The sequence below is a fragment of the Coprococcus sp. OM06-34AC genome (assembly GCF_003462545.1).
In the GTDB taxonomy this organism is placed as follows: Bacteria; Bacillota; Clostridia; order Lachnospirales; family Lachnospiraceae; genus Coprococcus; species Coprococcus aceti.
This window is the reverse complement of the sequence record NZ_QTZF01000003.1, coordinates 37,603-62,056: the sequence shown is the minus strand read 5'-3', so window position 1 is coordinate 62,056 and position 24,454 is coordinate 37,603. Positions and strand designations below refer to the sequence as shown.

Genomic DNA, 24,454 nt, shown 5'->3' with positions numbered 1-24,454 from the left:
TACGAATTTATTTTCTCACCCACCTGGCATAGAGTTTCCTGCTGCCGGTGCTGCCGGCTGCAATCTTCGTAACCTTTTTCTTGAATTTTGGATCGCTGTACCACCCCTTGAATGTATAACCCTTTCTGACCGGCTTCTTCAAGACTATAGTCCTAGATCTGACGGTATAACCGGCTGGATTGGACCGGCTGTTTGTCCCCTTGCCAAGCCTGTACTGGATCTTATACTTTACCAGCTTCCATCTTGCGTATAATGTCTGATTCCTGGTGGTCCTCACAACCGAGCTGCTGCCGATCCTGCTGCCGCCACTCTTTGCTGTGTACCAGCCTGCAAATGTATATCCCCTTCTGGTCGGTGCCGGCAGTGCTCCGTAAGTTTTTCCACAAATGACTGTCTTACTTCCAGAACTCACACGCCCTCCATTTGGAGCAAATGCTATTCTCACGCGCTTTACTGTGTCCGTATATTTTGCAGTAAAAGAAAGCTTGGTGGATGCTCCCGCCACACGCAATGTAACTTTTTTACTTCCCGCCTTCCACGTCATCTGATTTAAGGCATATGCGATAATCCCATTTTGAATACCCGAAATGCTCGGCGGATATGACGCATTGTCAGTGCTAACTTCGAATTTGGTTTTACCTGCATTGAGATTTTTCTGAATCCTGTCAGCGTAGGCCCGCGCCCACTTTGCGGCATCTCCGTTTCTGACAAAGTAGTTGTCTGCCAGGCTTGTAGAACGTGTACCATAACCGCTTGCCATATAAATCTTATTATGACCGTTGTGTGCCAACGCCATGAGTTCATCCGTCAGTCCAAAATACAAATGCGTAGGATCAAAGTTATAATAATTGTCTTTTGTATCATCCCATGTACAGTCCACCTGATACCATTTGCCATCCAGCTTCATGGCATTCCAGGTATGTCCATCATAGGTATCCCTTGTCTCAGCATTTGTTATGCCGGCTGCAGTAAGCAGTTTTGAATAGGCACTCTCATAGGCTTGACATGTCCCCAGCTTTCGTGTCAGTGCGCTCTCTGCCGAAGACCATTTCAGGGAATGATCGTAATCAAGCTGCTGCAACAGCCAGTCATGCAGCCACAATGCCTTTTCATAGTCTGAACCATCAGTCTCCTTGCTGCACTTTTTTACCGCAGCATTCACGATGTCACCCACGCTCGGATAAGCCCTGTCAGATACCTGTATATTTGTGCTCACACGCATATAATAGACCCCTGAGGTTTTATCCATTACATAAAACCTGAAGTTATAGACTCCCGAAGCAGCCATTGTGAATTCAAAGTCGTGAGATTCGCACTCATCTGTGTATTGAATCCACGCTCCGCGGCTTGGATCCGCCACGGATTCAAAACTATACTCACCCGGGTTGGAATAACTCGGTGCATCCATTCTAAACAAATACCGGCCACTGCCACCATCCGCCGAAACGTGGAATGTTGTATCCTCTCCTAATTTGGGTTCGTTCCATTCAACCTTTAATGCGACACCTTTTTGAGAATCACTTTCAGCACTGTACTTATATTCTGTAACTCCATCTTGGGGATTTGTTGATGAACCAGAAGATTCTTCCTGCGCATAGCCTATCACACGAATCGTCGATACACCTGTCATCACCAGTATTAATGTCAACATAAATGTTGCAAATTTTCGTTTTATCATAAGCAATACCTCGTCACTTTCACAAATCATGCACCCTTAAATCTACTCCCCATGCCTCTTCACCTCAATCCTGCCTCTTCCACTCTCCTTAACATCATAGAGGGCGTTATCCGCCTCCTCATACATCTCGTTGAATGTCAGTTCAGTTCTTGCGATCACCGCACCCATGGAGATTCCTGTTCCTCCCTCTGTGGCCTTCACAGTCAGGTTCACCTTGTCAAATATCTGCTGGGCACGTTCCCTTATCACATCATCAGACACACTCTTGTTGAAGAACAGCATAGCTGCAAATTCATCACCGCCCATACGGCATGCATGGTCATCACCGCGAAGTGCTGCCTGCAGTGCCTGTGCCACAAGGACAAGATATTTGTCACCGTTGTGATGTCCGTAAGTGTCGTTGTACTGCTTGAATTTGTCCACATCCATCATGATCATCACCGCTGTGTGCGTACACTCAAGAAGTCTCTGCTCCATGTCACTTCTAAATGCCGCATGGTTCAAAAGTCCTGTGAGGGGATCTGTACGATAGGTATTCTCCCAGTTTCTGAGTCTCACATCCGCCTTATTCTGCTCCGCATCTGTCAGCATCTTCAAAGCATATGTACTTGATACATCCACTATTACTATTTCTCCTCTGTCTTTCTGAAGTGCCGAATCATAAAACATTCTTCCAGTACATAATACATATATATCCCTGCCATCCTTCCGGTGTATCTTGTGTTCCTGAAATACAAATGTGCTCTTTGCCAGATTCGCATTTACCTGACAGAGATATTCTGTTTTATCCTCGTCCGGTATAAGGTCGATCTGGGTTATGATATTATTCTCTATGTCCTCCTTGCTGTAACCCGTAAGCTCCTCAAAATTATCGTCTACAGATATGATCCTCCAGTTTTCATCCACCAGATATCTGCTATATTTGACTGTATGTACACGAAACGCATCCTTGCCATATTCAGTAGAATCCACCATCTGTCTGCGCGCCATAATCCGGATCTCTGTCTGTTCGTCGTCTGTGCTGGCGCCATCACCATCAGCGTCCGCCAGACCATCTCCTGGGGCAGTTCGATCACCAACATTCTCTCCATTACCATCTGCACCGACACCACCATCAGCAGCCCCTTGCTTTGAGTCAGCTGCCAGCGAATCTGCATACTTCTCTGATACAAGCCTTATAAACTCCGAAACTATATATGGATCAAACTGGCTGCCCGCGCAGCTCTTTAATTCTTCTATCGCTTTTGATATCGGCATGCCCTTTCTGTAAGGTCTGTCATTGATCATTGCGTCAAATGCATCGACCACCGCGATCACACGTGACAGAACCGGTATGCTTTCACGGCTCAGTCCATCCGGATATCCATTTCCATCCCATCTCTCATGATGATGCCTTATCTCCTCCGCGATCTGTCTGAGTTCTGTGTTGCTCATGGCGATCTCATAACCCTTCTCAACGTGGGAACGCATGATCTTCCATTCCTCATCCGTGAGTTTTCCCGGTTTGTTAAGTATCTCCATAGGAACTCCTACCTTTCCTATGTCATGGAGCAGACAGAGCAGCGCCAGCTTGCTCTGCTGGCTATCTGACAGCTCTATTCGTCTGCCAAGCTCAGCCCCCAGCTCCTGTGTACGACGCACATGCTGTTCCGTATCGCTGTCGCACTCCTCAAGAGCCCTTATAAGCGATGTCAGCATATCTGAGTGCGATGATTCACTGTCCACAAGCTTTTTTGTCTTCATGGCTGTTGCCGCATCAGTGATTGCAGCGACGATGCTCTGTCCCTCATCCGCAGCCACCCCCACTGCATACTGTATACTTCCATCATACTGTTCTTTGACCTTTTCGACACATGCCGCCATCTCTTCCTCACTGCTGTGACTGCAAAGTGCTATCAGGTGCGCATCAATACCCCTGACATAATATGTTCTCTCTGGAAAGTTCTTTCTCATGATGCCCGCAAGTGCATTTATCCTCTGGTCACCCGCCTGATTACCCAGGGTGCTGTTGATCACAGACAATCCGTTGATATCGCATATTGCCACTCCAACCGGAAACGTAAAATGGTCCACCTCTTCCATGGCAAGTCTCTGAAAGCTATCCCATTTCTGAAATCCTGTAAGCATATCCGTCTCCAGAGATATATCAGAAAATACAAACATCTGACCAAGTCTGCGGCCTTCCTTGTTGTCAAGCCTTCTGATATCACACCTTAAAGGTCTGTCTCCATCATCACCTTTTATATAACACTGCAGAGAAAAACTGTCATCATCAGCTGCAAGATCAACGGACAGATCGTACGTCTCAAGAAACTGCTGAAGATTCTCACATCTGCAGAGGAACTCCTTTCCAAGAAAATCATCCGCTCTGTCATTGTGCAGGATCAAATGATTGTCATAATCAAACAAAACTATTCCCTGACCTATATTCTCGAATATATTCGTCTTTAGTTTGTTGAGCATTCCGTGGGTTGAATAATTAAAGCAGCTCCAGTACAGAATATATGATGTAAGACTGTAGCCGCAGATGGAATAATCCAGGAGCTTGTACACCTCAGCACCCGGAACATAGAGAAATACTGCATTTATCCCAACGAGCACAGAGAGTCCCAGAATGACACTGCTGTACTGCAAACGATATTCATGCGGAATCGTGCAAAGCTTCTTTACAAGGAGTATGAGTACCACACCCACCAGCGCATATGAAAAAACCAGATGCATATCATACAGCGGCTTCATATCATAGCTGTATTTTGCTATGACGGTGTCCCTTCTGACATACCCTATCGCTATATTTTTGAATGGGTTTATGGCAAATATTACAAGCTCATACAGACAGTAAAAAAAGCATAAGCCTATCGCCGCCTTTCCATACTTTGAAAAACGTCCGTTTGTAAAATAAACAGTAAATATGAGCAGACATACCAGCATATAATCAATGCTTACAAAATATATACTCGACATGACGGACATGGCCATATACGAATCGCTTATAATGCTGATAAGATAACTGATATCAACTATAGCTGCTCCTATGCAGGCAAGCCCCAGAAACCTTCCCGTCGTCTTATTCTTTTTTATGGATTTCATCGCCAGTATAATATCCATGGCGGCTATTATAATTGACGAAAAGACATATATCTTCAAAACGACTTCATTCATACTCATTCCTCCTGAACACCAGCCATACAAAATTTGCCTATATTTTACTACTTATCAAGATATGGGGCAATGCGGAAATTTTACATATTCTCTCCCTTTTGCACATAAATTTCACTTGATCTGACGGAATTCAAATATTGAACACACCTGTATTTGATGATAAAATCTACTATATTTATTGAATTTGGAGAACTAAGATGCAGAAAAAAATCGCTCTAATAAATGATGTTACAGGATTCGGAAGATGTTCCATCGCTGTCATGGCACCGATAGTGTCCGCCATGAAGATCCAGGCTGTCACTGTGCCAACAGCAATACTATCTACACATACACAGTTTCCTATATTTTACTTTGATGACTACACACCCAAAATGCGGGATTACATCCAGACCTACAAAGATATGGATCTGCAGTTCGATGCCATATCCACAGGATTTCTCGGCTCTGAGGAACAGGTTGATATAGTTATCGACTTTATCAAATACTTTAAAAACGAGAAGAATTTTGTTATCGTCGATCCCGTCATGGGTGACTACGGCAAGCTGTACCCAACCTATACCGCGTCTATGTGCAGCAAGATGAAGGAGCTTGTAAAATATGCCGACATTATCACTCCTAATCTGACGGAGCTTTGCACCCTCCTTGATCTTCCATATCCGGAGCACACTGTGACCGTGAACGAGCTAAGGCAAATGTGCATGACCCTGGCGGAGCAGGGACCGGAACATATCGTTGTGACAGGAATACATTTCAATAAGACTCAGATAGCCAACTTCATCTACAACAAGGATGAGGATTTCCAGATGGTCATGGTTGACAGGATCGGCGGCGACAGGAGCGGCACTGGAGATGTGATCGCAGCCATCATTGCGGGTATGTATCTGAACGGACACAGCGTCTATGAGTCCGTGAAAAAGGCCGCTTCATATGTATCAAAGTGCATAAGCTACTGCGTTGAGAACAATGTTCCGGAGAACTGGGGATTGTGCTTTGAGATGTACATGAAGGATCTGACTGAGGAATAACTTAAACGATTGGAGATTCAACTATGGTTTTATACACTGTGACCGGAAAAGTTGGTGAGGAGGGCTACCTCGACATAGCAGAGAGCGGGGACCTCACCGGTAAAAATATATACGTGAATATGACTAACCAATGTCCCTGCAGCTGCGTGTTCTGCCTGAGGCAGACAAAAAAGCAGCAGGAGAACAATACTCTCTGGCTGAAGGATGGCGAGCCTTCCATAGAAGAGGTTCTGGAACTTTTCTCAAAGTATGACCTGAGTGTCATAAATGAACTTGTATTTTGCGGATTTGGCGAGCCTCTTGAGAGACTGGAAGACGTATGCGCGGTGATCGATTCACTGAAAAACACATATCCCAATCTCAAAGTCCGTCTCAACACCATCGGACTTGCCAATCTTATATATGGGAGAGATGTCACACCAGAGCTTGAGGGCAGATTCGACACTGTATCAATATCCCTGAACGCCCCTGATGAAAATGAATTTCTTGAGCTGACCAGATCACGCTATGGGATTCAGTCCTACGCGGCCATCAAGGATTTTGCCGTTCTTGCCAAAAGGTACGTGCCACACGTTGTCATGACAGTTGTTGACAAGGTCATGCCCGAGGATAAGATCGAGCTATGCCGCCAGATATGCAAGGATTTAGGCGTGACTTTGAGGGTTCGCCCATTTGAAAATTAACCGCATTTTACAGTGACACTTACAAAGGAGGTACCGCTATGTTTCAATCTCTAGAGTTAAAACACCCAAGATTTTATCAGGTATTTCGCCTGTTCATCGTCGTATTTGCATCTATACTATACGCATGGAATCTCCGATGCTTTGCCAAGACCGCAGGGCTGTTTCCAAGCGGGTTCTCCGGAGCATCCTTGCTTCTCCAGAACATTGGAATAAAATTTCTGCACATAAGCGTGCCTTTTGCAGTTTTCAACATTGGGCTGAATCTGTTTCCCACATACATATCATACAAATATATCGGCAAAAGATTCACCCTCTATTCGATCATAGTCATACTTCTGTCGAGTATATTTGTGGATATCCTGCCATCATATGTATTCACTGACGACATAATGCTTGTAAGCCTGTTCGGCGGTCTCATCAACGGACTCGCCATCAGCCTGTGCCTGAACGTTGGAACCAGCACCGGGGGAACTGATTTCATCAGCATATTCCTGTCCCACCAGAAGGGTATAGATGCGTGGAACTACATACTGCTCGGAAACATCGTGATGCTGATCGCCGCCGGTGCACTGTTCGGCTGGTCAAAGGCTCTGTACTCCATCATCTACCAGTTCTGCAGCACCCAGGTGATCCAGCTTCTGTATAAGAGATATAAGAAAGAAACGTTGTTCATCATCTCCGACAAGTCAAATGAGATCTACCACGCCATCAGCGACCTGACTCACCATGACGCTACTCTGTTCAAGGGTGTCGGATGTTACGAGGAGAAGGAGAAAACCCTCATCTACTCCGTCATCAACTCGGAAGCGAAGCGTGAGCTCATACCGATGATCCGTGGGATCGATGAGCACGCATTTATCAACGTGGTCAAGACCGAGGAGCTGGACGGTAGATTCCATGATATTCCGCACGACTGATGAGCGGCTCATTATATCATGCAAGCATGTTGGCTCACTTGCGCTCATTATATCATCTGTAATTTCACGAATTCATCAAATCTTGGAAGTGCTAGGGTTATCTTGCCATACTCTCTGGTATCGACAACCCCTTTTCTCTTCAACCGCTCTATATACTGAGAATAACTCTGATTTCATTTCCAGCTTCTCCCGCAGATTCTTGACACGGCTCTCTTTACTTACAGAGATTTCCAGAAGTATCTTTTTATCAAGCTCTGACAGTTCTAACCATATCTTGCTATATACATACTCCTCCAGATATTGGTCATATTCAGGCAATATCTGATCAATAGTTTTCGTATCGCGCTCTTCCCAATACAGATAACCCAGTACCTGAAACGCAAATGGATACCCCTTGGTAAGCGCCGTCATCCTTTCTGCATACTGCGCATCTATGCCAAATATATCCATGTAGTGTCTCCGCACCGCAACATAATTAAGCGGCTCAAGCATTATCTTTGGTGCTCTGTACAGAAACGTGAGAGATTTGTCATTCTGAAGCTCGTATATATTGTCATATAATCCTGTCATCAGCAGATATATCGGGTAATCGTGCTTTACAAATATCTGAAATGAACTTGCAAATATCCTCATATATTCAGAATTTATGACCTCATCTATTGTTATGAGCAGCCTTTTGCCAGCCTTTTTTATATGATCCAGCATGCATTCAAGAACATTTTCAATGTCTGTGACCGGGTCCGAATTCTCTATGGACACACCGAGTCCAAATGCAGAGAAGTCCAGTTTTGCACTTATGAACCTGGCGTGCATCTCCGGTATACTGTATATTTTGGAGGCAAGGCTCTGCAGCAGATCTCTCTTGGGATTGAGTTCCACCGTTATCCAGTTCTCATCTTTTCCAATCTCCGAAGATATATTCGTCATCATGACTGTCTTACCCGAGCCTCGAACTCCGGTTATCATAAATATCTGATTTGACGAGATATCAGCCTTGAAATCATCTATTATCCTGTCTGTCTGCGCTATTCTCGAAATATATTGCACCGGTTTCTTTCCAAATGACAATGTAAATGGATTCCCCATAGCTCCTCCTTGTATAGATATAATTACTATCCTTCTATTGCTCTTATGTAAAGTTATATAAATTTTTATAACTTTATATAAGTTTATATAACTTTTTACAAGTCGCAGCTTTACGAAATGAACGCACAATAAACATTCCTATCACCCAATACATATCTCTTATAAGTTGGCCTTATACAGCGTACCGCGCCTCTTCATCCACACAAATGCTCCCACGCATATCACTATGGATATAAATGATCCAGCCGGTGCCGCAAATCCCATCGGGAACAGGGTGTCTGGATACATGACAGATGCCAGATATGATCCCGGAATTCTTGCACATACTATGGCTATCATATTGTGAATAAACCCTATATAGGATTTGCCATAGGCACAGAAATATCCGGTGAAACTGAAATGTATTCCCGCAAATACGCAGTCCACTATATAACTGCTGATATACTGAACTCCCATCGCTACAACTACTTTGTTCTTACTAAAGAGTCCCACAAGTTCCGGTGCAAATATTTCAACTACCGCAATAGCTATGGCTCCGTATACCACTATGATCCCCAGTGCATACCTTAGTATCTGCTCCGCCCGGTCATGCTTTCCTGCGCCAATATTCTGTGCGGCAAGTGCCGATACTGTGGCGAGCATTGACGATGGAACTATGAAGATAAAGCTTATCATCTTCTCCACAACGCCCACTGCCGCCGCGTCATTTACACCACGTTTATTCGCAATGACGGTTATGATGATGAATGCTATCTGTATACAGCCGTCCTGAACAGCCACCGGAAGACCTATCTTTACGATCTCTCCGAGCACAGATCTTCTCGGAACAAAATCATTTTTCGTAAGTCTCAGCCCTGTGTTCATTCTCTTTATCGCCACAAATGATATTATAACGCTGAAGGTCTGTGCCAGCGTTGTTCCAAGTGCTGCGCCAAGAGGGCCCATGCCGCAGACGCCTATAAATATATAATCAAGTGCAATATTAAGGCCGCATGCAACCGCGATGAAGTACATTGGACTTTTGGAATCGCCGAGTCCCCTGAATATGGAACTTATCACGTTGTATGCTGTTATAAATGGAATTCCTATAAAGCAGACTATCAGATAATCCGTGATTCCTTTGACAGCCTCCTCCGGGGTATCCATAACTGCAACTATTGGATTTATAAAAATGAGCAGCATTACTGTAAGCAATACTGATATTATCATGAAGATGGTGACTGTATTTCCGATGGCCGCCTGTGCATCCCGAAGCTTCTTCGCCCCCACTGCTTTTCCTATGACAACTGTGGTTCCCATGGCAAGTCCCACCAGAATAACTGTGAGCATGTGCATGACCTGGGAGCCATTTGCCACCGCTGTGGTGGCCCCGGCATCATTGCCACAGAACTGCCCTATGATGAACAGATCCGCCATCCCGTATAGAGTCTGTAGAAAATAAGATAATAGATAAGGCAGTGCAAAATACGCCATCGTCTTTGGCACACTGCCGGTCGTAAGGTTCTTTTCCATTGATTTGTATGGCCTCGTCTTTCATGTTGATGTGGACGGAGGGCGTCCGTTACCTCCGTCCCCACATGATATTAAACCTTACAACAGTTGTAATGTCAACACATCAACTCTACCAAGGATACTGTCCTATCAGACAGCTATTACCGCCATAAGGTAGAATGGTGTAGTGCCGGCACACTCATCATCAAGAACCGTTATCTCAAGTGTGTGTTTCTTCTTCTCACCATGATGAAGCACAGGCTCTATATACAGACAGTCACCCCAGTCCTCATCAAAATTGCCATCCAATAAAACCGGGTGCTCGACGTCCCCATCAAGCACAGCCTGAGCCCTGACAGCAGGTCTTGATATTGTCTTTCTGTACTGAATTCCTATGCAGCTTCCCTCAAGTTCAAATGTTATGCTATCACCGGCATGTACACCTGTCCATCCATTCTTGAAATGATCAAGGTGTCCCATCTTCTCATGAGTATCAGCCCTGAACCCTGAAAGCTTAGGACATATCTCGCGTATGGTAAGCCTCTTTGCATACTCATAAGCATTTGCGGTAACAGGGGTAGGAAGTACACATGAGCAGGCTGATTCGTCCTGGATATCATTCTCTGTGTCCGCGCCAGCATCTGCGGTATCCGTATTTGAGTCATTAGCCAAATTCTCATCTTGTATGAGATCATCCATAATTCTCTCAAGAAACTTTGTTATCTCACCGGCTACCAGGCCATGTCCCTTGTCATTTGGATGAAGTCCATCCGGGGTTATGTCGATCCTGTTATATTCTCCCGCCTTCATCCGCCTGTATATGGTGTCGTGCACGCTCACATGTGGCACTCCATAGTGATCTGCAAGTCTGTTGTGAATATCCTGGGTGCTTACACCCGTGTCGTAGAAAACGTTATTGAGCACCACCACCGCCGGTCTTGATGACCAGCAAAGCAGTGTTCTCAGCACACCTTCAAAGGTCTCTTCACAGTATATGTTATCCACATCATTTACACTGAAATCCACAACCACAAAGTCCGGCTGGTACATGAGCACATCAGTCACAGCCCTGGACACACCATAGTATGAGTCTGTGCCGCCGATTCCGCCATTCACATAATTGAACTTTGCCTGTGGAAATGTATCACACCACCACTTGTATACCCTGTATGCATAAGTATTTTCATGCTCCGTCGCCAAACTTCCCTGCGTTATCGAACCGCCAAGGAACCCTATTGTAAGTTCCTGTCCACTCTGGGCGCGCTGTATAACTGATTTTATTCTTTCAAGATCATAATTTTCCATGGTTTATCCTCCATATTTGAACATCAGCTCATTAATAATCCTATATTACCTCTAAGTTAGGATATAATTTAATTCCACCCTTCAATTTCGAGACCTTCTATATATTCGGCCAGCTCCGTTGCCATCTCACACGCCTCCGGTATCCTCAAATGTCCTGGCGTGCCGCATCCGTTTCTTCCATATACATAATGAGTTATCATTTTATCATTCATAGTGTCAACCACTTCATCTATAGCCTTGTCCCATGAACAGTCGTGACAAAGAAGTGTGGTACAGCAGATTATGTGTGCATCCGGATATGTCTTCCTGAGTTTTCCCAGAAATTTCATGTAATGGTCACGCCACGTTTCCGCCTGCCTGCCGTTATAGTCATTTTTCATAAAATCATACGGATGGTTGTCATTCTGTCCTATAGCAACTATAACAACCTGAGGTGTGTACTGGGAGAAATCCCACTGTGTCACCGGACCAAATGTAGGGTTGTAGTGAACCTTATCCCACACACTTTCCATGCCAATCTGATTCGGCTCTTGGAACCATCCTATCCTGTCCATGAGAGCTATCCCTCCCTGGGCTATGTCATGAATCTGTGCTTTCAGCTTTCTTGCAGTAATCCACGCATACGAATACCAGCTATTAGAATAACCGCCATTGTGTACCGGATCTTCCTTTCCAACAAAGTCGACAGCCTCAGATACTTCACCCGCTGACACCGAATCTCCATACACCTCTATTCGTCTGCCTGACAGCGGTTTCAAAGGAAGAAGTCTCTCCCCATCTCCGATCTCATACTCAAGTATTGTTACCTCATGACATGCATCCTGTCTCTTGAAGAACAGCACACAATGTTCATTTGTATCGTTATCCGGAACAACTATATCAAGTTCCGTAATTCCCTCTTTATTTAAAAGATAACTTCTCTGCGACTGATCGATTATACATCCAAGATAATTGTCCCAATAGTTATTCCTGTTGGACACCTTTATCTTAAGAGTATTACCCGTAAATTTCATCTCCGCAGATGTACAAGGATATACCCACACCGGCTTCTCCGCATCTGTCCAGTCAATACGTCCTGTATACCTGATCATAACATCATTTGGCTTGATCTTCATAATATTGTCTCCTGTCATTCCATTTGTTCTATATACATTATACATTTCTGTTTTCATATTAGTTAAGCTCTACCTAATAGTCAAACTTAATTTAGTTAAATATTAATTATTTTTTAATCATTTTAAACAAAATATGATTGAGAAGGTAGTTTCATATCTATAACACACCCCCATATACGTCTATTGATTATTTTTAACTGCAGTTCTATTATATGAAAGTAAACTATTCAATACATTTTGTAAGGAATGAAATCTATGAAAAGAGTAAACTTTGAAAATGGAAAGATAACTCAAAATATACTCGGTGTGGCCATGCCTATGCTAGTGGCTCAGCTCATAAGTCTGCTGTACAACGTGATCGACCGGATCTACATAGCAAGAATACCTGATGTGGGCACCGCTGCTCTCGGCGGAGTCGGTCTCTGTTTCCCGATCACCATCATAATCACTGCCTTCAGCAATCTGTTTGGCAGTGGCGGTTCCCCTCTGTTCTCAATCAGAAGAGGGATGGGGGATGATAAAACCGCAGATACCATAATGAATACAGCCTTCACTATGTTATGTGGTGCTGCCATTATTCTCATGGCTGTCGGTATGATATTTGCAAGACCGCTGTTGGTCCTGTTCGGAGCATCGGAAAGCGCACTCACATATGCGTACCCATATATGATGATATATCTGCTTGGCACTCTGCCATCCATGGTATCAACAGGCATGAACCCATTCATCAATGCACAGGGATATTCTGTAACAGGTATGCTGACAGTGGCCGTCGGTGCTGCCGCCAACTGTATTCTCGATCCCGTATTTATATTTGTCCTACATCTCGGCGTCAGAGGTGCGGCCATAGCCACCGTGATATCGCAGATCATGTCTGCCGCTTTTGTCCTCTACTTTCTGAAGAACAAAGCCGAATTGCAGGTAAAGCTGCTTTCATTGGGACAATTCAGGGAGTGTGTGACATATGCAAAGGATATTGTCAGTCTGGGAACCGCTGGATTTGTGATGCAGCTCACAAACAGCCTTGTATCAATATGCTGTAACAGTGTCCTGTCACGTACCGGAGGCGATGTCTATGTGTCAGTCATGACCATCGTGTCAAGCGTCAGACAGATCGTCGAAACTCCTATCTGGTCAATAGCCGAAGGTGCTTCCCCAGTCATCAGCTACAATTATGGAGCCAGAAAGCCCGATCATGTCAAAAAATCCATAGCCATCATGTCTCTGCTTGCAGTGATATATATGGTCATAGCATGGGGAATCATCCTGATTGCTCCGGGAGCACTTATATCTGTATTCAGCTCAGACAGTTCACTTATAAGTGACTCCATCCCGGCTCTCAAAATATATTTCGCTGCATTTGCATTTATGCTGCTTCAGTATATCGGCCAGACTACTTTCAAATCGCTGAACAAGAAAAAGCAGGCGATTTTCTTCTCTCTGCTCAGAAAGGCGATCATCGTAGTCCCTCTTACATACCTGCTGCCGTATGCTTTCCATCTCGGAACAAATGGCGTATTCATGGCTGAACCTATATCAAATATACTCGGAGGAAGCGCATGCTTTTTCACAATGCTGTTAACCGTAATACCGGAGCTTAACCGGATGAAAAAATAAAAATGATCCCACAGATATCCATAATAATATCTGTGGGATCAATAATTCTCTCTCTATTTTATTGTCTGGTTAAACTGCTTATCATCTAAGCTGCCTTCTTATCCTGAGTCATGTCTTTTGCATCTGGAGCCGTGATATCCTCTGATTCACGGTGCATCTTCTCACCCCAGTTTTCGTCCACAAAGCATTTGATTGCTGCTGCAAGTGCTATAACCCCAAATGTATAAGCCAATATATCCATTGCCATAATTATCTCTCCTTCACTGGTAATCTCTATTACATTTAATTCCCAATGAAGGTGCGTTTCTTCCCGTCTGACCTGTGTATATATTCCAGGAGTATCCATCTGCGGCTGTTTGTCATCTCGGGATATCTGCCTGCAGATGCACATACACAGAATATCAGACTCAACAGCAATGCCGCAAGAACCGCCGACAGCATCCATGTATCGTCTATGGATTCTTCTGAATTTCCAGTCCGTATGTTTCTTGTCTGGATCACAAGCCCCGCAGAACTGTCAACCATGAGCACATCGTTGTTCCCGGCGTCTATTCCCCGACTCTCACCAAGCAATGATACCGAATGCGCAGAATAATTCCTGACATTCGGGTTGTAAAGCCCACAAACTCCAAGATATGAGACGCACATAACCACAGCAATTATCCATGCATATATATTGTAATGCGCTCTGCATCCTGCCATATGTGCCACCTCCCATACTTGATAAATACATCTGTCTTACTTACCATGTATTATATTATATAAGGGAGTTTTTTTCTTCCGATACACCGCTTCTTTAGCTGTCTCTTTGCCGTTTATTTGTCAATTCTTATCCTGCTCAGACTGGACAACCTCTATCCTGAACACATTGATCGTGTCCACATCAGGACAACAGAACACTGCAGTTCCCGGCTCATTTCCCGGGATGGTTCCACCATATCTAAGAATATCCACATATGGAAATGCCACATGCATGGCCATGGGACAGAGCTGCCCTCGCTCAGTATCAAAATCGTAGCTGTCACCTATCTTATGCCCCCTGTGGCAGCCGTGAGGGCCTTTGCGGTCTATGAGTGTTATCTTGATCTGCGGTCTGCTCATTCCGTTATCACCTCTATGTACTGTTCAAGAGGGATTCCCTTGTACTTGTCAACATTGTCCTTGTTCAAGGCTATAAGCTTCTCCACCACTTTCATGGCTGACTGCACACTGTCTTCTATGCTGTGTCCGCCTCTGTACTTTCCGATAAGCACAGCAGAGAATATATCACCGGTTCCCGGAAATCTCACAGGAATCTCTGTATATGGGAACACGTTCATTTTGTCTGTCTCGCCATCCAACAGGAGAGTGCTTGTCTGTCCATCTATATTTACACTGGTTATAACCACTGTCCTTGCCCCATATCCGTGAAGTGTGTGCGCAAGCTCCTCTGCCTCTGCCATAGTCAGGATTTTCTTGTCCGTGTATTTGCCCGCAAGAAATGCCGCCTCAGTACAGTTTGGAACTATCAGATCCGCAACCTTACACATCTGCCTCATATATCCCACAGTATTTTCTGTGACACCATTGTACAGTACGCCATCGTCACCCATGATCGGATCGACAAATATAAACGTCCCTTGAGATTTCTTCTTCTCACAGTACTCAGCCACCAGCTTCGTCTGCTCTTCGGATACAAGAAAACCTGTTGCTATAGTGTCAAATGCAAATCCAAGTTCATCCCACACTCCCATGCTGTTCTTCATATAGCCGGTGGTCTCAAGAATATCGAATTTACCGTAGTCCAGTGTGTTTGACACAAGGGCTGTCGGCAGGTTGTACACCTGAAATTTCATGTTGGACATGATCGGTATCATGGCTGACAGTGCAACCTTGCCATAACCAGCCATATCGTTTATAAGCAGTATATTATTCATAGTCTCTTCCTCTTCCTGATCAATTAAAGTATATTATTTTTATAACATATATTTGTCACCGGATAAAGACTGCTTTATGAACTCGTACTCTTCATCGGTAACTGAGTACAGCTTCCTAACAATGTCATCTATCTCTTCATACAATCTGTATCGCTGCAAATGGTCTTTACCTGTCTTGTACGTCTGCATTTCTGAATTCACAGAACTTTCTGTGATAAGTTCTTCTGCCATAAGCTCTTCTGCCTTTGAGATTATGCGTCTCTGTGTCTCCTCGTCTGCGACTGGAACAGGAATATTCTCTATATGGGATCTCAGAACCTTCACTGCGTTGTACCGCTTCTCATATATGTACTGCGCCACCCTTGAATTGAGTATCGCCATGATATATCTCATATCAAGTCCCGGTATATGTGGAATGACCACATTGCAACTGTTCAACGTAAGCCTCTGCCTGTCGTCATATGCAAATACAAGCTGTCTGTTGATAAACCTGTAGATCAGTTTCTCCGGAGCCCGGTAAAGCTCCAGCGGCGCCGCCTGCTGATACAGGGTAAGTTCCGGATACATATATTTTTCCGTTTTTCCGCATCTGTATCTGTATACATCTGCTCCGGTTATCACTGCCTCCATTCCCTCTCCGCATTCTGTAGACACATATTTCGCATTATCCCCGGTCACTATTCCCAGTGCAAAATCTGCCTGTCCACGCAGAAATTCACAGTTATCTGTATTTTCTATTCTGCAAAGCAGCCTGTACTCATCATCAGTGAGCCTAAGCATAAAATTCTCACTGCCAAGCGGCCTGTCCGTTCCTACAACAAACTCTCTGCCGTCTCTCTCGATCACCGCACCTTTGCTATGTCCAGGATCAAAACTCTTTTCAAGCTGCAGCACCAACGATGGACATTGCACACCATAGAATGCATCGCCAAGGAAACTCACCCGGCTCACATTTGCCGATTCGGCTATGATCTCCCTGATCGTCTTATGATTATGTACATCTAACAATGCCTCCGGCAGCACAAATGCAAGAACTCCTTCATCTGTCAACAGCTTCAGCGCACACTCCACGAACACATCAGACGACTCCACGCCCCTTCCGGCTGCAGTTCTGTATGCTTTCCTGAGTAATGTCCGTGTCTCCCTGTCAAATGTATATCCCCACGGCGGGTTACCGATGATGATGTCATATCCCGGATCAGCCAAGAGCTTCTTATCATCCCCACCACATTCTGAATCATTCCTGTATTCTGAAATGAAGTCTCTGCGCTCTATGTGCTCATATATTGTCCGGATCGCTTCGTCCACATTGACATGTCCTCTTCCGGACAATCTCCCAAGTGCCAGATTGAACCTCGCAAGCTGTACACTGAGTTCATCTATATCGCACGCATATATATTATTTAGTTCTATATCATCCGGAAGCTGTATAAGGAAATTACCGGTTCCGCAACATGGATCGAATAATCGCTTACCACCCTCAGATATTCTGCTTCCCATATCACCGGTCACATCACTTATCAGCGTTCTTACTACCTTTGTCGGCGTATAATATGAACCAGCCGCCTTCCGGCTGCCTGCATCTCTTATAGACATATAGAGAAGTCCAAGTACGTCCTCCCCCTTTTGATAATAGTAATTGGTGTCCATAAAATTTTTGTTATTATTTGCCCATGATAATGCTGCTTTTTTGTCCTGAATTATATCATCGATCAGCGCACTCCATACACCAATTGTCAAGCTTCCATCTATATATGCAGGGAATATTTCTCTGTCAACAGTAATCTCACCACTGCTTACCAGCAGCTTGAGTGCACAATCCGCCAGCAGAGTTCTCATGACCATCTCAGTCACACATATATTCTGCCTCTCCAGCTTATCCACCAGACTTTTTACTGTGTCTGTACTCTCGCAAATGTCTGACACATATCTGTCATACAATCCTTTGCCGGACACATACCGCTTATTCCGCCGGCTTCTGAGCGACCTTCGTTCGCCAGTTTCCAGTGACTGTTTCAGATTACTTACGTACTCCTCTGTGAAATACATCTGACCGGCCGGACCTATGCCCTGTGATTCAATTTTCCCAAGTCTGAGCCAGTTCCGCCCCGTTGCCCTCGATATTGAAAGCTGCTGACACAATCCATCCAGCGTTATGTATTCCTCACTCATACACAGCCCCTCGTTTCTTCATATGTCTGCCTCATATGCTTTTCCTGATCATATTCAAATATATTCATACGCAAAATCTCCGCCTTATTCTTCTTCAAAAAATCAGCCAGAATATTATTCCTGCTCTTATGAAAAATGTGATATAAAAGCATGAGAAATTCGCAAATTATAGATACGTTGGAATGGTCCGTTTCTTACGTTCGGACTCATAGAAACCTTCGACTTGAAACCTATGCTTTGAACGGATTGTAACACCTCGCCCAGCCTTTGTCTATACTTTAGGCAAAACTCTCCAAAACGGAGAATTATGACTCTGGCTGAGGTTCTTTGGATGGCTCTACACAGCCAGAACCCGCAAGCTGTCTCTTAAATATAGTTCTAAATATCAATCTCACAAGCGGTCCGCAATAGCAGAGCTGCCAGAGCAGTGCAACAGGGAGATTCATTCCCCATGTCTGGATAAATGTACCAACACTTGGTGAATCCTTGAACAAAACAGTTGCTATAAGGCTCATGATTGGACACATCATTATGCAGATGTAGAATGATATCATGAAGGTTATCACCTGTGGTCTGTCAGTCGGTCTCACGATCTTGAACGCAAGCATTGGTGCAAGCTTTCCAACCACGAAAAGCTCAAGCACAATAGCTATCGGCCACATGATCGGCATCTCATGAAGTGCCATGACAAATGTCTGATTGGTGAAACCTCCTGTGCTTAATGCTACATTGTAGCAGATCATTCCATAGACCATGAACATGGCCATGATTGTTGTGAATACGAATTCCTGTAATTTGTTTTGTGGCATAATAATTTCCTCCTTACGAAAATAATATTGAGCATGCGCATTCAAAGGCGCTTCGCGCAGGCGCATGCGTGCTTCGCAACATGTCGTCAAGCGTAGCTTGATGACCTGCGCGCACATCAGTGCGCTTCCTCTGCAAGGATTTCTCCCGCTTACGCGGGCCCCTCCTTATGAAAATAAAAAGCCCAACGAAACTTTCATCTCGTTGAGCTTAACTGCGACTACCATTAATTGCCCCTATGGTAGCACAAATATTTTTAAATTGCAAGTAATTTTCTGTTTTTTATAAACAATTCGGCTTACGCCTGCCCAGCTACGGCCTTCTTGCCAGTGTACAGCTGATAATATCTGCCCTTCATATCTATGAGCTGGTCGTGGGTGCCTCTCTCTATGATGCGTCCCTGCTCCATGACCATGATACAGTCCGCATCCTTGACCGTGGAAAGTCTGTGGGCTATGACAAATGACGTTCTTCCCTCCATGAGGGCATCCATTCCCCTTGATACCATGGCCTCAGTTCTCGTATCGATGGATGATGTAGCCTCATCAAGGATCAATGCCGGTGGATCCGCAACCGCTGCCCTTGCAATCGCAAGAAGCTGTCTCTGTCCTTGACTGAGGTTTGAACCATCGCCAGTAAGGATTGTGTTATAACCGTCAGGAAGTCGCTTTATGAAATCGTGAGCATTTGCAAGCTTTGCAGCCTTGATGCACTCCTCATCCATGGCATCCAGCTTGCCATATCTTATGTTGTCCATGACTGTTCCTGTGAACAGATGTGTATCCTGAAGCACTATTCCAAGGCTTCGTCTGAGATCCGGCTTTCTGATCTTGCCTATGTTGATATTGTCGTACCTTATCTTGCCGTCCTGTATATCGTAGAACCTGTTTATCAGATTGGTTATCGTCGTCTTGCCCGCACCTGTACTTCCGACAAATGCTATCTTCTGACCAGGCTTTGCATACATATTGATGTCGTGAAGAACAATCTTATCCGGATTGTAACCGAAGTCAACATTCTCAAATTCAACCTCACCTGTGAGCTCCCTGTATGTGATCTCGCCAGTCTCATGCCTATGTCTCCAAGCCCAGAGTCCGGTCCTCTCCTCAGTCTCTGTGAGATTGCCATCTGCATCCTTCTTTGCATTTACCAGCTCAACATAGCCCTCGTCCTCCTCAGGCTTCTCGTCTGTCATGGTAAATACCCTGTCAGCTCCGGCAGCCGCCATAACTATGGCGTTGATCTGCTGGCTTATCTGCGTCACCGGCATCGTAAAGCTCTTGTTAAGCGTCAGGAATGCCACAAGCGTTCCTATGGTAAGACCTGACCAGCCATTTACTGCAAGTACACCTCCCAGCACTGCGCAAAGAACGTAGCTTATATTTCCAAGGTTTGCATTCACCGGCATGGTGATGTTGGCTATCATATTGGCCTTGTAGGCGCTGTCCTGAAGAGATCTGTTCAACTTGCAGAAATCATCATATGCCTTTTCCTCGTGGCAGAACACCTTGACAACCTTCTGTCCACTCATCATTTCCTCTATATAGCCGTTGACCTTTCCAAGATCCTGCTGCTGCTTCATGAAGTATCTTCCCGACTTCGCGCCCAAGCTCGACGTCGCCTTTATCATGATAAGCACCATGACGACTGACAGCACCGTGAGCGGTATATCAAGAACTATCATCGCAATGAGTGTTGAGATAAATGTGATGCTTGAGTTGATAAGCTGCGGCATACTCTGACTTATGACCTGACGGAGTGTGTCAACATCATTGGTGTACACCGACATGATATCTCCATGTGCATGTGTGTCAAAGAAAGATATCGGAAGAGATTCCATTCGCTCAAAGAGCTGAACTCTGAGCCTCTTCATGGTTCCCTGAGTCACATTTACCATGATCCTGTTGTACGCGTATGCGCAGATTATTCCCAGCACAAGTATAAGTCCAAGCCCCAGCATCCTGTGGGCCAGGGGACCATAATCAGGTGAGCTCTGTTTCATCATCGGTTCAATATATACATCGATAAGTTTCTGCATGAACATCGATATACTCAGTATCGCAAGCGCCGATATAAGTATGCTGACCACAACCGTAATACATGCCAGCTTGTATTCCTTAAGAATATATCTGATCAGCCTTCCAAGTGCCTTCATGGGATTTTTGCCCTGATCCTTTCCAGGTCTCTTCAGCCCTGCATCCACTTTATCATCCATCTTATTTTCACTGTATTTCTCTGTATTTCCTGTCATTACACTGCCTCCTTTCCTTCATAATTAATTCATCTTCTCATCGAAATCACCGCCGCCAGACATCTGTACGTCGTAGATCTCCTTATATATCGTGTTGTTCTTTAACAGATTCTCATGTGTGTCGAAGCCGCTGACCATTCCGTTATCCAGAACTATGATCCTGTCAGCATCCTGCACACTTGATATTCTCTGGGATATGATGATCTTGGTGGTGTTCGGTATCTTGGTTGCAAATGCCTGCCTGATCTTCGCATCCGTAGCGGTGTCAACTGCGCTTGTGGAATCATCGAGAATGAGTACCTTCGGGCTCTTGAGCAGCGCTCTGGCAATACAGAGTCTCTGCTTCTGACCACCAGACACGTTGCTTCCGCCCTGCTCGATCCAGGTGTTATATCCATCCGGCATCCTGTCTATGAACTCATCCGCACAGGCAAGCTCGCACACCTCACGGCACTCATTCTCCGTGGCATCCGCCTTGCCCCATCTCAGATTATCAAGTATCGTACCCGAAAACAGCACATTCTTCTGGAGCACAACCGCCACTTCATTTCGGATGACCTCCATATCGTAATCACGCACGTCATGTCCTCCGACACAGACCGAACCACCGTCCGGTTTCACATCATACAGTCTGCTTATCAGATTGACAAATGTCGACTTACCACATCCGGTTCCACCTATCACGCCGACCGTCTCACCGGATTTTATGTGAATATCTATATCTTTCAGTGTATCCTCCGCACTTCCGGCCTTATACACGAAGTCCACATGGTTAAAATCTATTCTTCCATCAGGGACCTCCATGATCGGCTCATCAGGATTGGTCATGGTAGGTGTCTCCTCAAGGACCTCAGATATTCGTCTCATACTTGCCATACTCATGGAGATCATGACAAATACCATGGACAGCATCATCAGCGACATCATCATGCTCATGACATAGCTGAAAAGTGATGTAAGATTTCCAGTTGTCATGCTACCACCGACTATGAAGTGTGCTCCGATCCACGACAGGAGCATCATACATGTAAAGATGACAAACATCATGATAGGATTGTTGAAAGCCAGCAGGCTCTCTGCCTTTATGGACAGCTCCGCAAGCACCTCAGCAGCCTTGCCAAACTTCTTGTCCTCATACTCTTCCCTTACAAATGCCTTTACGACTCTTATCGCAGATACATTTTCCTGAACACTAGCATTCAGGTTGTCATAGTTCCTGAATACCTCGTCAAATATAGGGGTTACCTTGAATATGATGAAGAACAATCCAAATGCAAGAACCACAAGTGCTGCCACAAATACAAGTGACAGCTCCACGTTGATTGTAAAGCACATTATCATACTGCAAATGAGCATGAGTGGCGCACGGACTGCGATTCGTATGAGCATCTGGTACGCGTTCTGTACATTTGTCACATCCGTCGTCATACGTGTTATAAGACTGGCGGTGCTGAACTTGTCGATATTTGTAAATGAAAATTCCTGTACGTTCCTGTACATGCCCTCCCTCAGATTGCATGCAAATCCCGTCGAGGCACTGGCAGCAAATTTGCCCGCCATCACTCCAAAGAAAAGGCTTAGGAAAGCCAGTACAAGCATGAGTCCGCCATACATATACACCTTGCTCATGTCCTGTCCGTTGATTCCTTCGTCAATTATTTTGGCGGTCACAAATGGAATGAGGATCTCCATAAAGACCTCTGCCGCCGTAAAAACAGGTGTAAGTATCGAGTTCTTCTTGTACTCGCCCACCTGACCAAGCAATGTTTTGATCATTCTATTTCCTCCTTGTTTCAGTTTGAAATGCTGACAGAATCCTCAGATGCACAAAATCAGGAATTTGATTTATGATATGCGATATCTGATCGTCAGCTATGTGTGATTTGACGCAAGTTGCATAAATAGTAATACTTCTATTTTTTAATGTCAATAGTATACAGAGGCGTTTTATTTGTGAAATTTCTGTGTATTTAAAGTATTTAATGTCATATTAAAAATGAGGCATATGAACAGCTTCTTAGTCCATATGCCTCATTTTATAGAGATCTAATATGTAATTTCCGCTCTTTTTCAAGATATTCCTGAATCTCCAAAGTCAATGTCTTCAAAACTGTCTACCACTCATGATTGTATTTCTCCAAACCAACGACTCGCCAAATCATGTTGCTCATGGAAATCTTTATCCTCACAATCTGGTTTTCACTGATTTTCTATATCTGTACCTGCCGCCCTGGCTGCAAGCTTCTTATCAATCGCTCTAAGTATAAATCCTGCTGCCACTCCGGATGCCACTCCTACCACTATACCACCCAGAATATCCGTCGGAAAATGTACATACAGATACATCCTTGAAAAAGCAATAAACACAGCCACAACACATGCTATACTGCCCAAAAGCTTCTCTTTCCTCATGAACAACGCCGTGACAGCCGCAAATGATGCCGCCGTGTGTCCCGATGGGAAGGAATAATCCTTTGGTTTCTTCACTATCAGATCTGTAAAATTCGCCACATCATATGGTCTTGTCCTGGCGACCAGATTCTTTAACAGGCAGTTGGTTATGAGAAGATCAAGGATAAGTGCGATGGCCATGCACGGCCCTGCCTTCCTCGTCTTTGGAATGATCAGCAGCACAGCCGCCAGCACTATCCACAGTATTCCCGCATTTCCAAGGGATGTGATCGCCACCATGATCTTGTCAAGCCATGGGGTATGTATATTCTGGAGAGCGTCAAGGACTTCTATCTCCCACATCAGAAATTACCGCCGTTCCAGCCCCAGTCATGTACGCCGTGGTAAGTCACGTACACCGCATTTCCCGGGATTCCAAGCACATCCGCAAATATATCGCAGATCTTTCCTGTCATTGCATCACAAGCTTTAGGAGTCACATCACCGAATACGCTGACTTCCACATATGCACCCTTATCAAGTTTCTTTCCGCCCATGAACAGGTCATATCCATCGTTTATACCAACCATAAGGTAGCTCTCCGTCTTGTTCATCGTTGTTATCGCCTGACCAAGACTATTCTTAAGAGTCTCCTTCTGGTCATCGCTCATCTTCACTGTAACCTTTGAATCTATAAATGGCATTTCTTTGTCCTCCTAAATTATATTATTCATATAAAATATATACACGACTTTTGTAGACATTTGTCTTTGTATGCTATATTGTGGCAAAATCATAATAGCACTACCAAATCAGGGGAATACGATGCCGCCGGTCC

The 24,454-nt window shown here is 44.7% G+C and carries 20 protein-coding genes; 4 read left to right on the top strand and 16 right to left on the bottom strand.

The annotated features are described in order from the left end of the window. Positions 1–7: 7 nt before the first annotated feature. Both DXB91_RS06375 and DXB91_RS06370 read right to left on the bottom strand, forming a co-directional pair. Complete coding sequence (locus DXB91_RS06375; protein ID WP_243003534.1) at positions 8–1,678, bottom strand: InlB B-repeat-containing protein; 1,671 nt, start codon at positions 1,676–1,678, stop codon at positions 8–10. Between the two features lie 42 nt (positions 1,679–1,720). After that, the gene (locus tag DXB91_RS06370) at positions 1,721–4,840 is read right to left on the bottom strand and encodes a diguanylate cyclase domain-containing protein (protein ID WP_118017139.1); all 3,120 of its coding nucleotides are present in this window, start codon (positions 4,838–4,840) and stop codon (positions 1,721–1,723) included. Between the two features lie 197 nt (positions 4,841–5,037). Between DXB91_RS06370 and DXB91_RS06365 the strand changes: the two genes are divergently transcribed. From DXB91_RS06365 to DXB91_RS06355, 3 genes are read left to right on the top strand one after another with little or no spacing between them, the layout of a single operon-like run. Further along, complete coding sequence (locus DXB91_RS06365) at positions 5,038–5,865, top strand: pyridoxamine kinase (protein ID WP_118017137.1); 828 nt, start codon at positions 5,038–5,040, stop codon at positions 5,863–5,865. A gap of 23 nt (positions 5,866–5,888) precedes the next feature. Continuing rightward, positions 5,889–6,548, top strand: coding sequence for a TatD family nuclease-associated radical SAM protein (locus tag DXB91_RS06360; protein ID WP_117550966.1), 660 nt, complete (start codon positions 5,889–5,891; stop codon positions 6,546–6,548). Between the two features lie 38 nt (positions 6,549–6,586). Next, positions 6,587–7,465: a YitT family protein gene (locus DXB91_RS06355; protein ID WP_117550968.1), complete on the top strand. Its 879-nt coding sequence runs from the start codon at positions 6,587–6,589 to the stop codon at positions 7,463–7,465. Positions 7,466–7,540: 75 nt separating this feature from the next. Here the strand turns inward: DXB91_RS06355 and DXB91_RS06350 are convergent, their stop codons facing one another. The 4 genes from DXB91_RS06350 to DXB91_RS06335 all read right to left on the bottom strand — a co-directional run bounded on the left by DXB91_RS06350 (position 7,541) and on the right by DXB91_RS06335 (position 12,462). Further along, positions 7,541–8,551 (bottom strand): KAP family NTPase, encoded by a 1,011-nt coding sequence (locus tag DXB91_RS06350; RefSeq protein ID WP_242992711.1) that lies wholly within the window; start codon positions 8,549–8,551, stop codon positions 7,541–7,543. Positions 8,552–8,710: 159 nt separating this feature from the next. Next, complete coding sequence (locus tag DXB91_RS06345) at positions 8,711–10,063, bottom strand: MATE family efflux transporter (RefSeq protein WP_117550970.1); 1,353 nt, start codon at positions 10,061–10,063, stop codon at positions 8,711–8,713. Between the two features lie 129 nt (positions 10,064–10,192). Continuing rightward, the gene (locus DXB91_RS06340) at positions 10,193–11,347 is read right to left on the bottom strand and encodes an SGNH/GDSL hydrolase family protein (protein ID WP_117550971.1); all 1,155 of its coding nucleotides are present in this window, start codon (positions 11,345–11,347) and stop codon (positions 10,193–10,195) included. Between the two features lie 68 nt (positions 11,348–11,415). After that, positions 11,416–12,462, bottom strand: coding sequence for a GDSL-type esterase/lipase family protein (locus DXB91_RS06335; RefSeq protein ID WP_117550973.1), 1,047 nt, complete (start codon positions 12,460–12,462; stop codon positions 11,416–11,418). Positions 12,463–12,717: 255 nt separating this feature from the next. Between DXB91_RS06335 and DXB91_RS06330 the strand changes: the two genes are divergently transcribed. Next, positions 12,718–14,079 (top strand): MATE family efflux transporter, encoded by a 1,362-nt coding sequence (locus tag DXB91_RS06330; protein WP_022216274.1) that lies wholly within the window; start codon positions 12,718–12,720, stop codon positions 14,077–14,079. A gap of 85 nt (positions 14,080–14,164) precedes the next feature. Here the strand turns inward: DXB91_RS06330 and DXB91_RS14275 are convergent, their stop codons facing one another. The 10 genes from DXB91_RS14275 to DXB91_RS06285 all read right to left on the bottom strand — a co-directional run bounded on the left by DXB91_RS14275 (position 14,165) and on the right by DXB91_RS06285 (position 24,320). Then, the gene (locus tag DXB91_RS14275; protein ID WP_015533608.1) at positions 14,165–14,326 is read right to left on the bottom strand and encodes a hypothetical protein; all 162 of its coding nucleotides are present in this window, start codon (positions 14,324–14,326) and stop codon (positions 14,165–14,167) included. Positions 14,327–14,361: 35 nt separating this feature from the next. Further along, positions 14,362–14,781: a hypothetical protein gene (locus tag DXB91_RS06325; protein ID WP_055147572.1), complete on the bottom strand. Its 420-nt coding sequence runs from the start codon at positions 14,779–14,781 to the stop codon at positions 14,362–14,364. A gap of 120 nt (positions 14,782–14,901) precedes the next feature. Next, complete coding sequence (locus tag DXB91_RS06320; protein WP_117550975.1) at positions 14,902–15,180, bottom strand: TIGR04076 family protein; 279 nt, start codon at positions 15,178–15,180, stop codon at positions 14,902–14,904. Next, positions 15,177–15,995, bottom strand: a complete 819-nt coding sequence (locus DXB91_RS06315; protein WP_117550977.1) for a pyridoxamine kinase — start codon at positions 15,993–15,995, stop codon at positions 15,177–15,179. The genes DXB91_RS06320 and DXB91_RS06315 overlap by 4 nt, the downstream gene beginning before the upstream one ends. 39 nt (positions 15,996–16,034) lie before the next feature. Then, on the bottom strand, positions 16,035–18,167 hold the full coding sequence (locus DXB91_RS06310) for a TaqI-like C-terminal specificity domain-containing protein (protein WP_117550979.1): 2,133 nt from the start codon (positions 18,165–18,167) through the stop codon (positions 16,035–16,037). A gap of 305 nt (positions 18,168–18,472) precedes the next feature. Further along, positions 18,473–18,976, bottom strand: a complete 504-nt coding sequence (locus DXB91_RS06305) for a DUF2798 domain-containing protein (protein ID WP_117550981.1) — start codon at positions 18,974–18,976, stop codon at positions 18,473–18,475. Positions 18,977–19,272: 296 nt separating this feature from the next. Further along, the gene (locus tag DXB91_RS06300; protein ID WP_199412501.1) at positions 19,273–21,189 is read right to left on the bottom strand and encodes an ABC transporter ATP-binding protein; all 1,917 of its coding nucleotides are present in this window, start codon (positions 21,187–21,189) and stop codon (positions 19,273–19,275) included. A 60-nt stretch (positions 21,190–21,249) separates the two neighbouring features. Further along, positions 21,250–23,001 carry an ABC transporter ATP-binding protein gene (locus DXB91_RS06295; protein ID WP_117550985.1) on the bottom strand — a complete coding sequence of 584 codons (1,752 nt, stop codon included), beginning with the start codon at positions 22,999–23,001 and terminating at the stop codon, positions 21,250–21,252. A gap of 423 nt (positions 23,002–23,424) precedes the next feature. Next, positions 23,425–23,979, bottom strand: coding sequence for a phosphatase PAP2 family protein (locus tag DXB91_RS06290; RefSeq protein ID WP_187115872.1), 555 nt, complete (start codon positions 23,977–23,979; stop codon positions 23,425–23,427). After that, a complete protein-coding gene (locus DXB91_RS06285) occupies positions 23,979–24,320 on the bottom strand; it encodes a phenylpyruvate tautomerase MIF-related protein (protein WP_117550989.1) in 342 nt (113 codons plus the stop codon). The genes DXB91_RS06290 and DXB91_RS06285 overlap by 1 nt, the downstream gene beginning before the upstream one ends. Between the last annotated feature and the right edge of the window lie 134 nt (positions 24,321–24,454).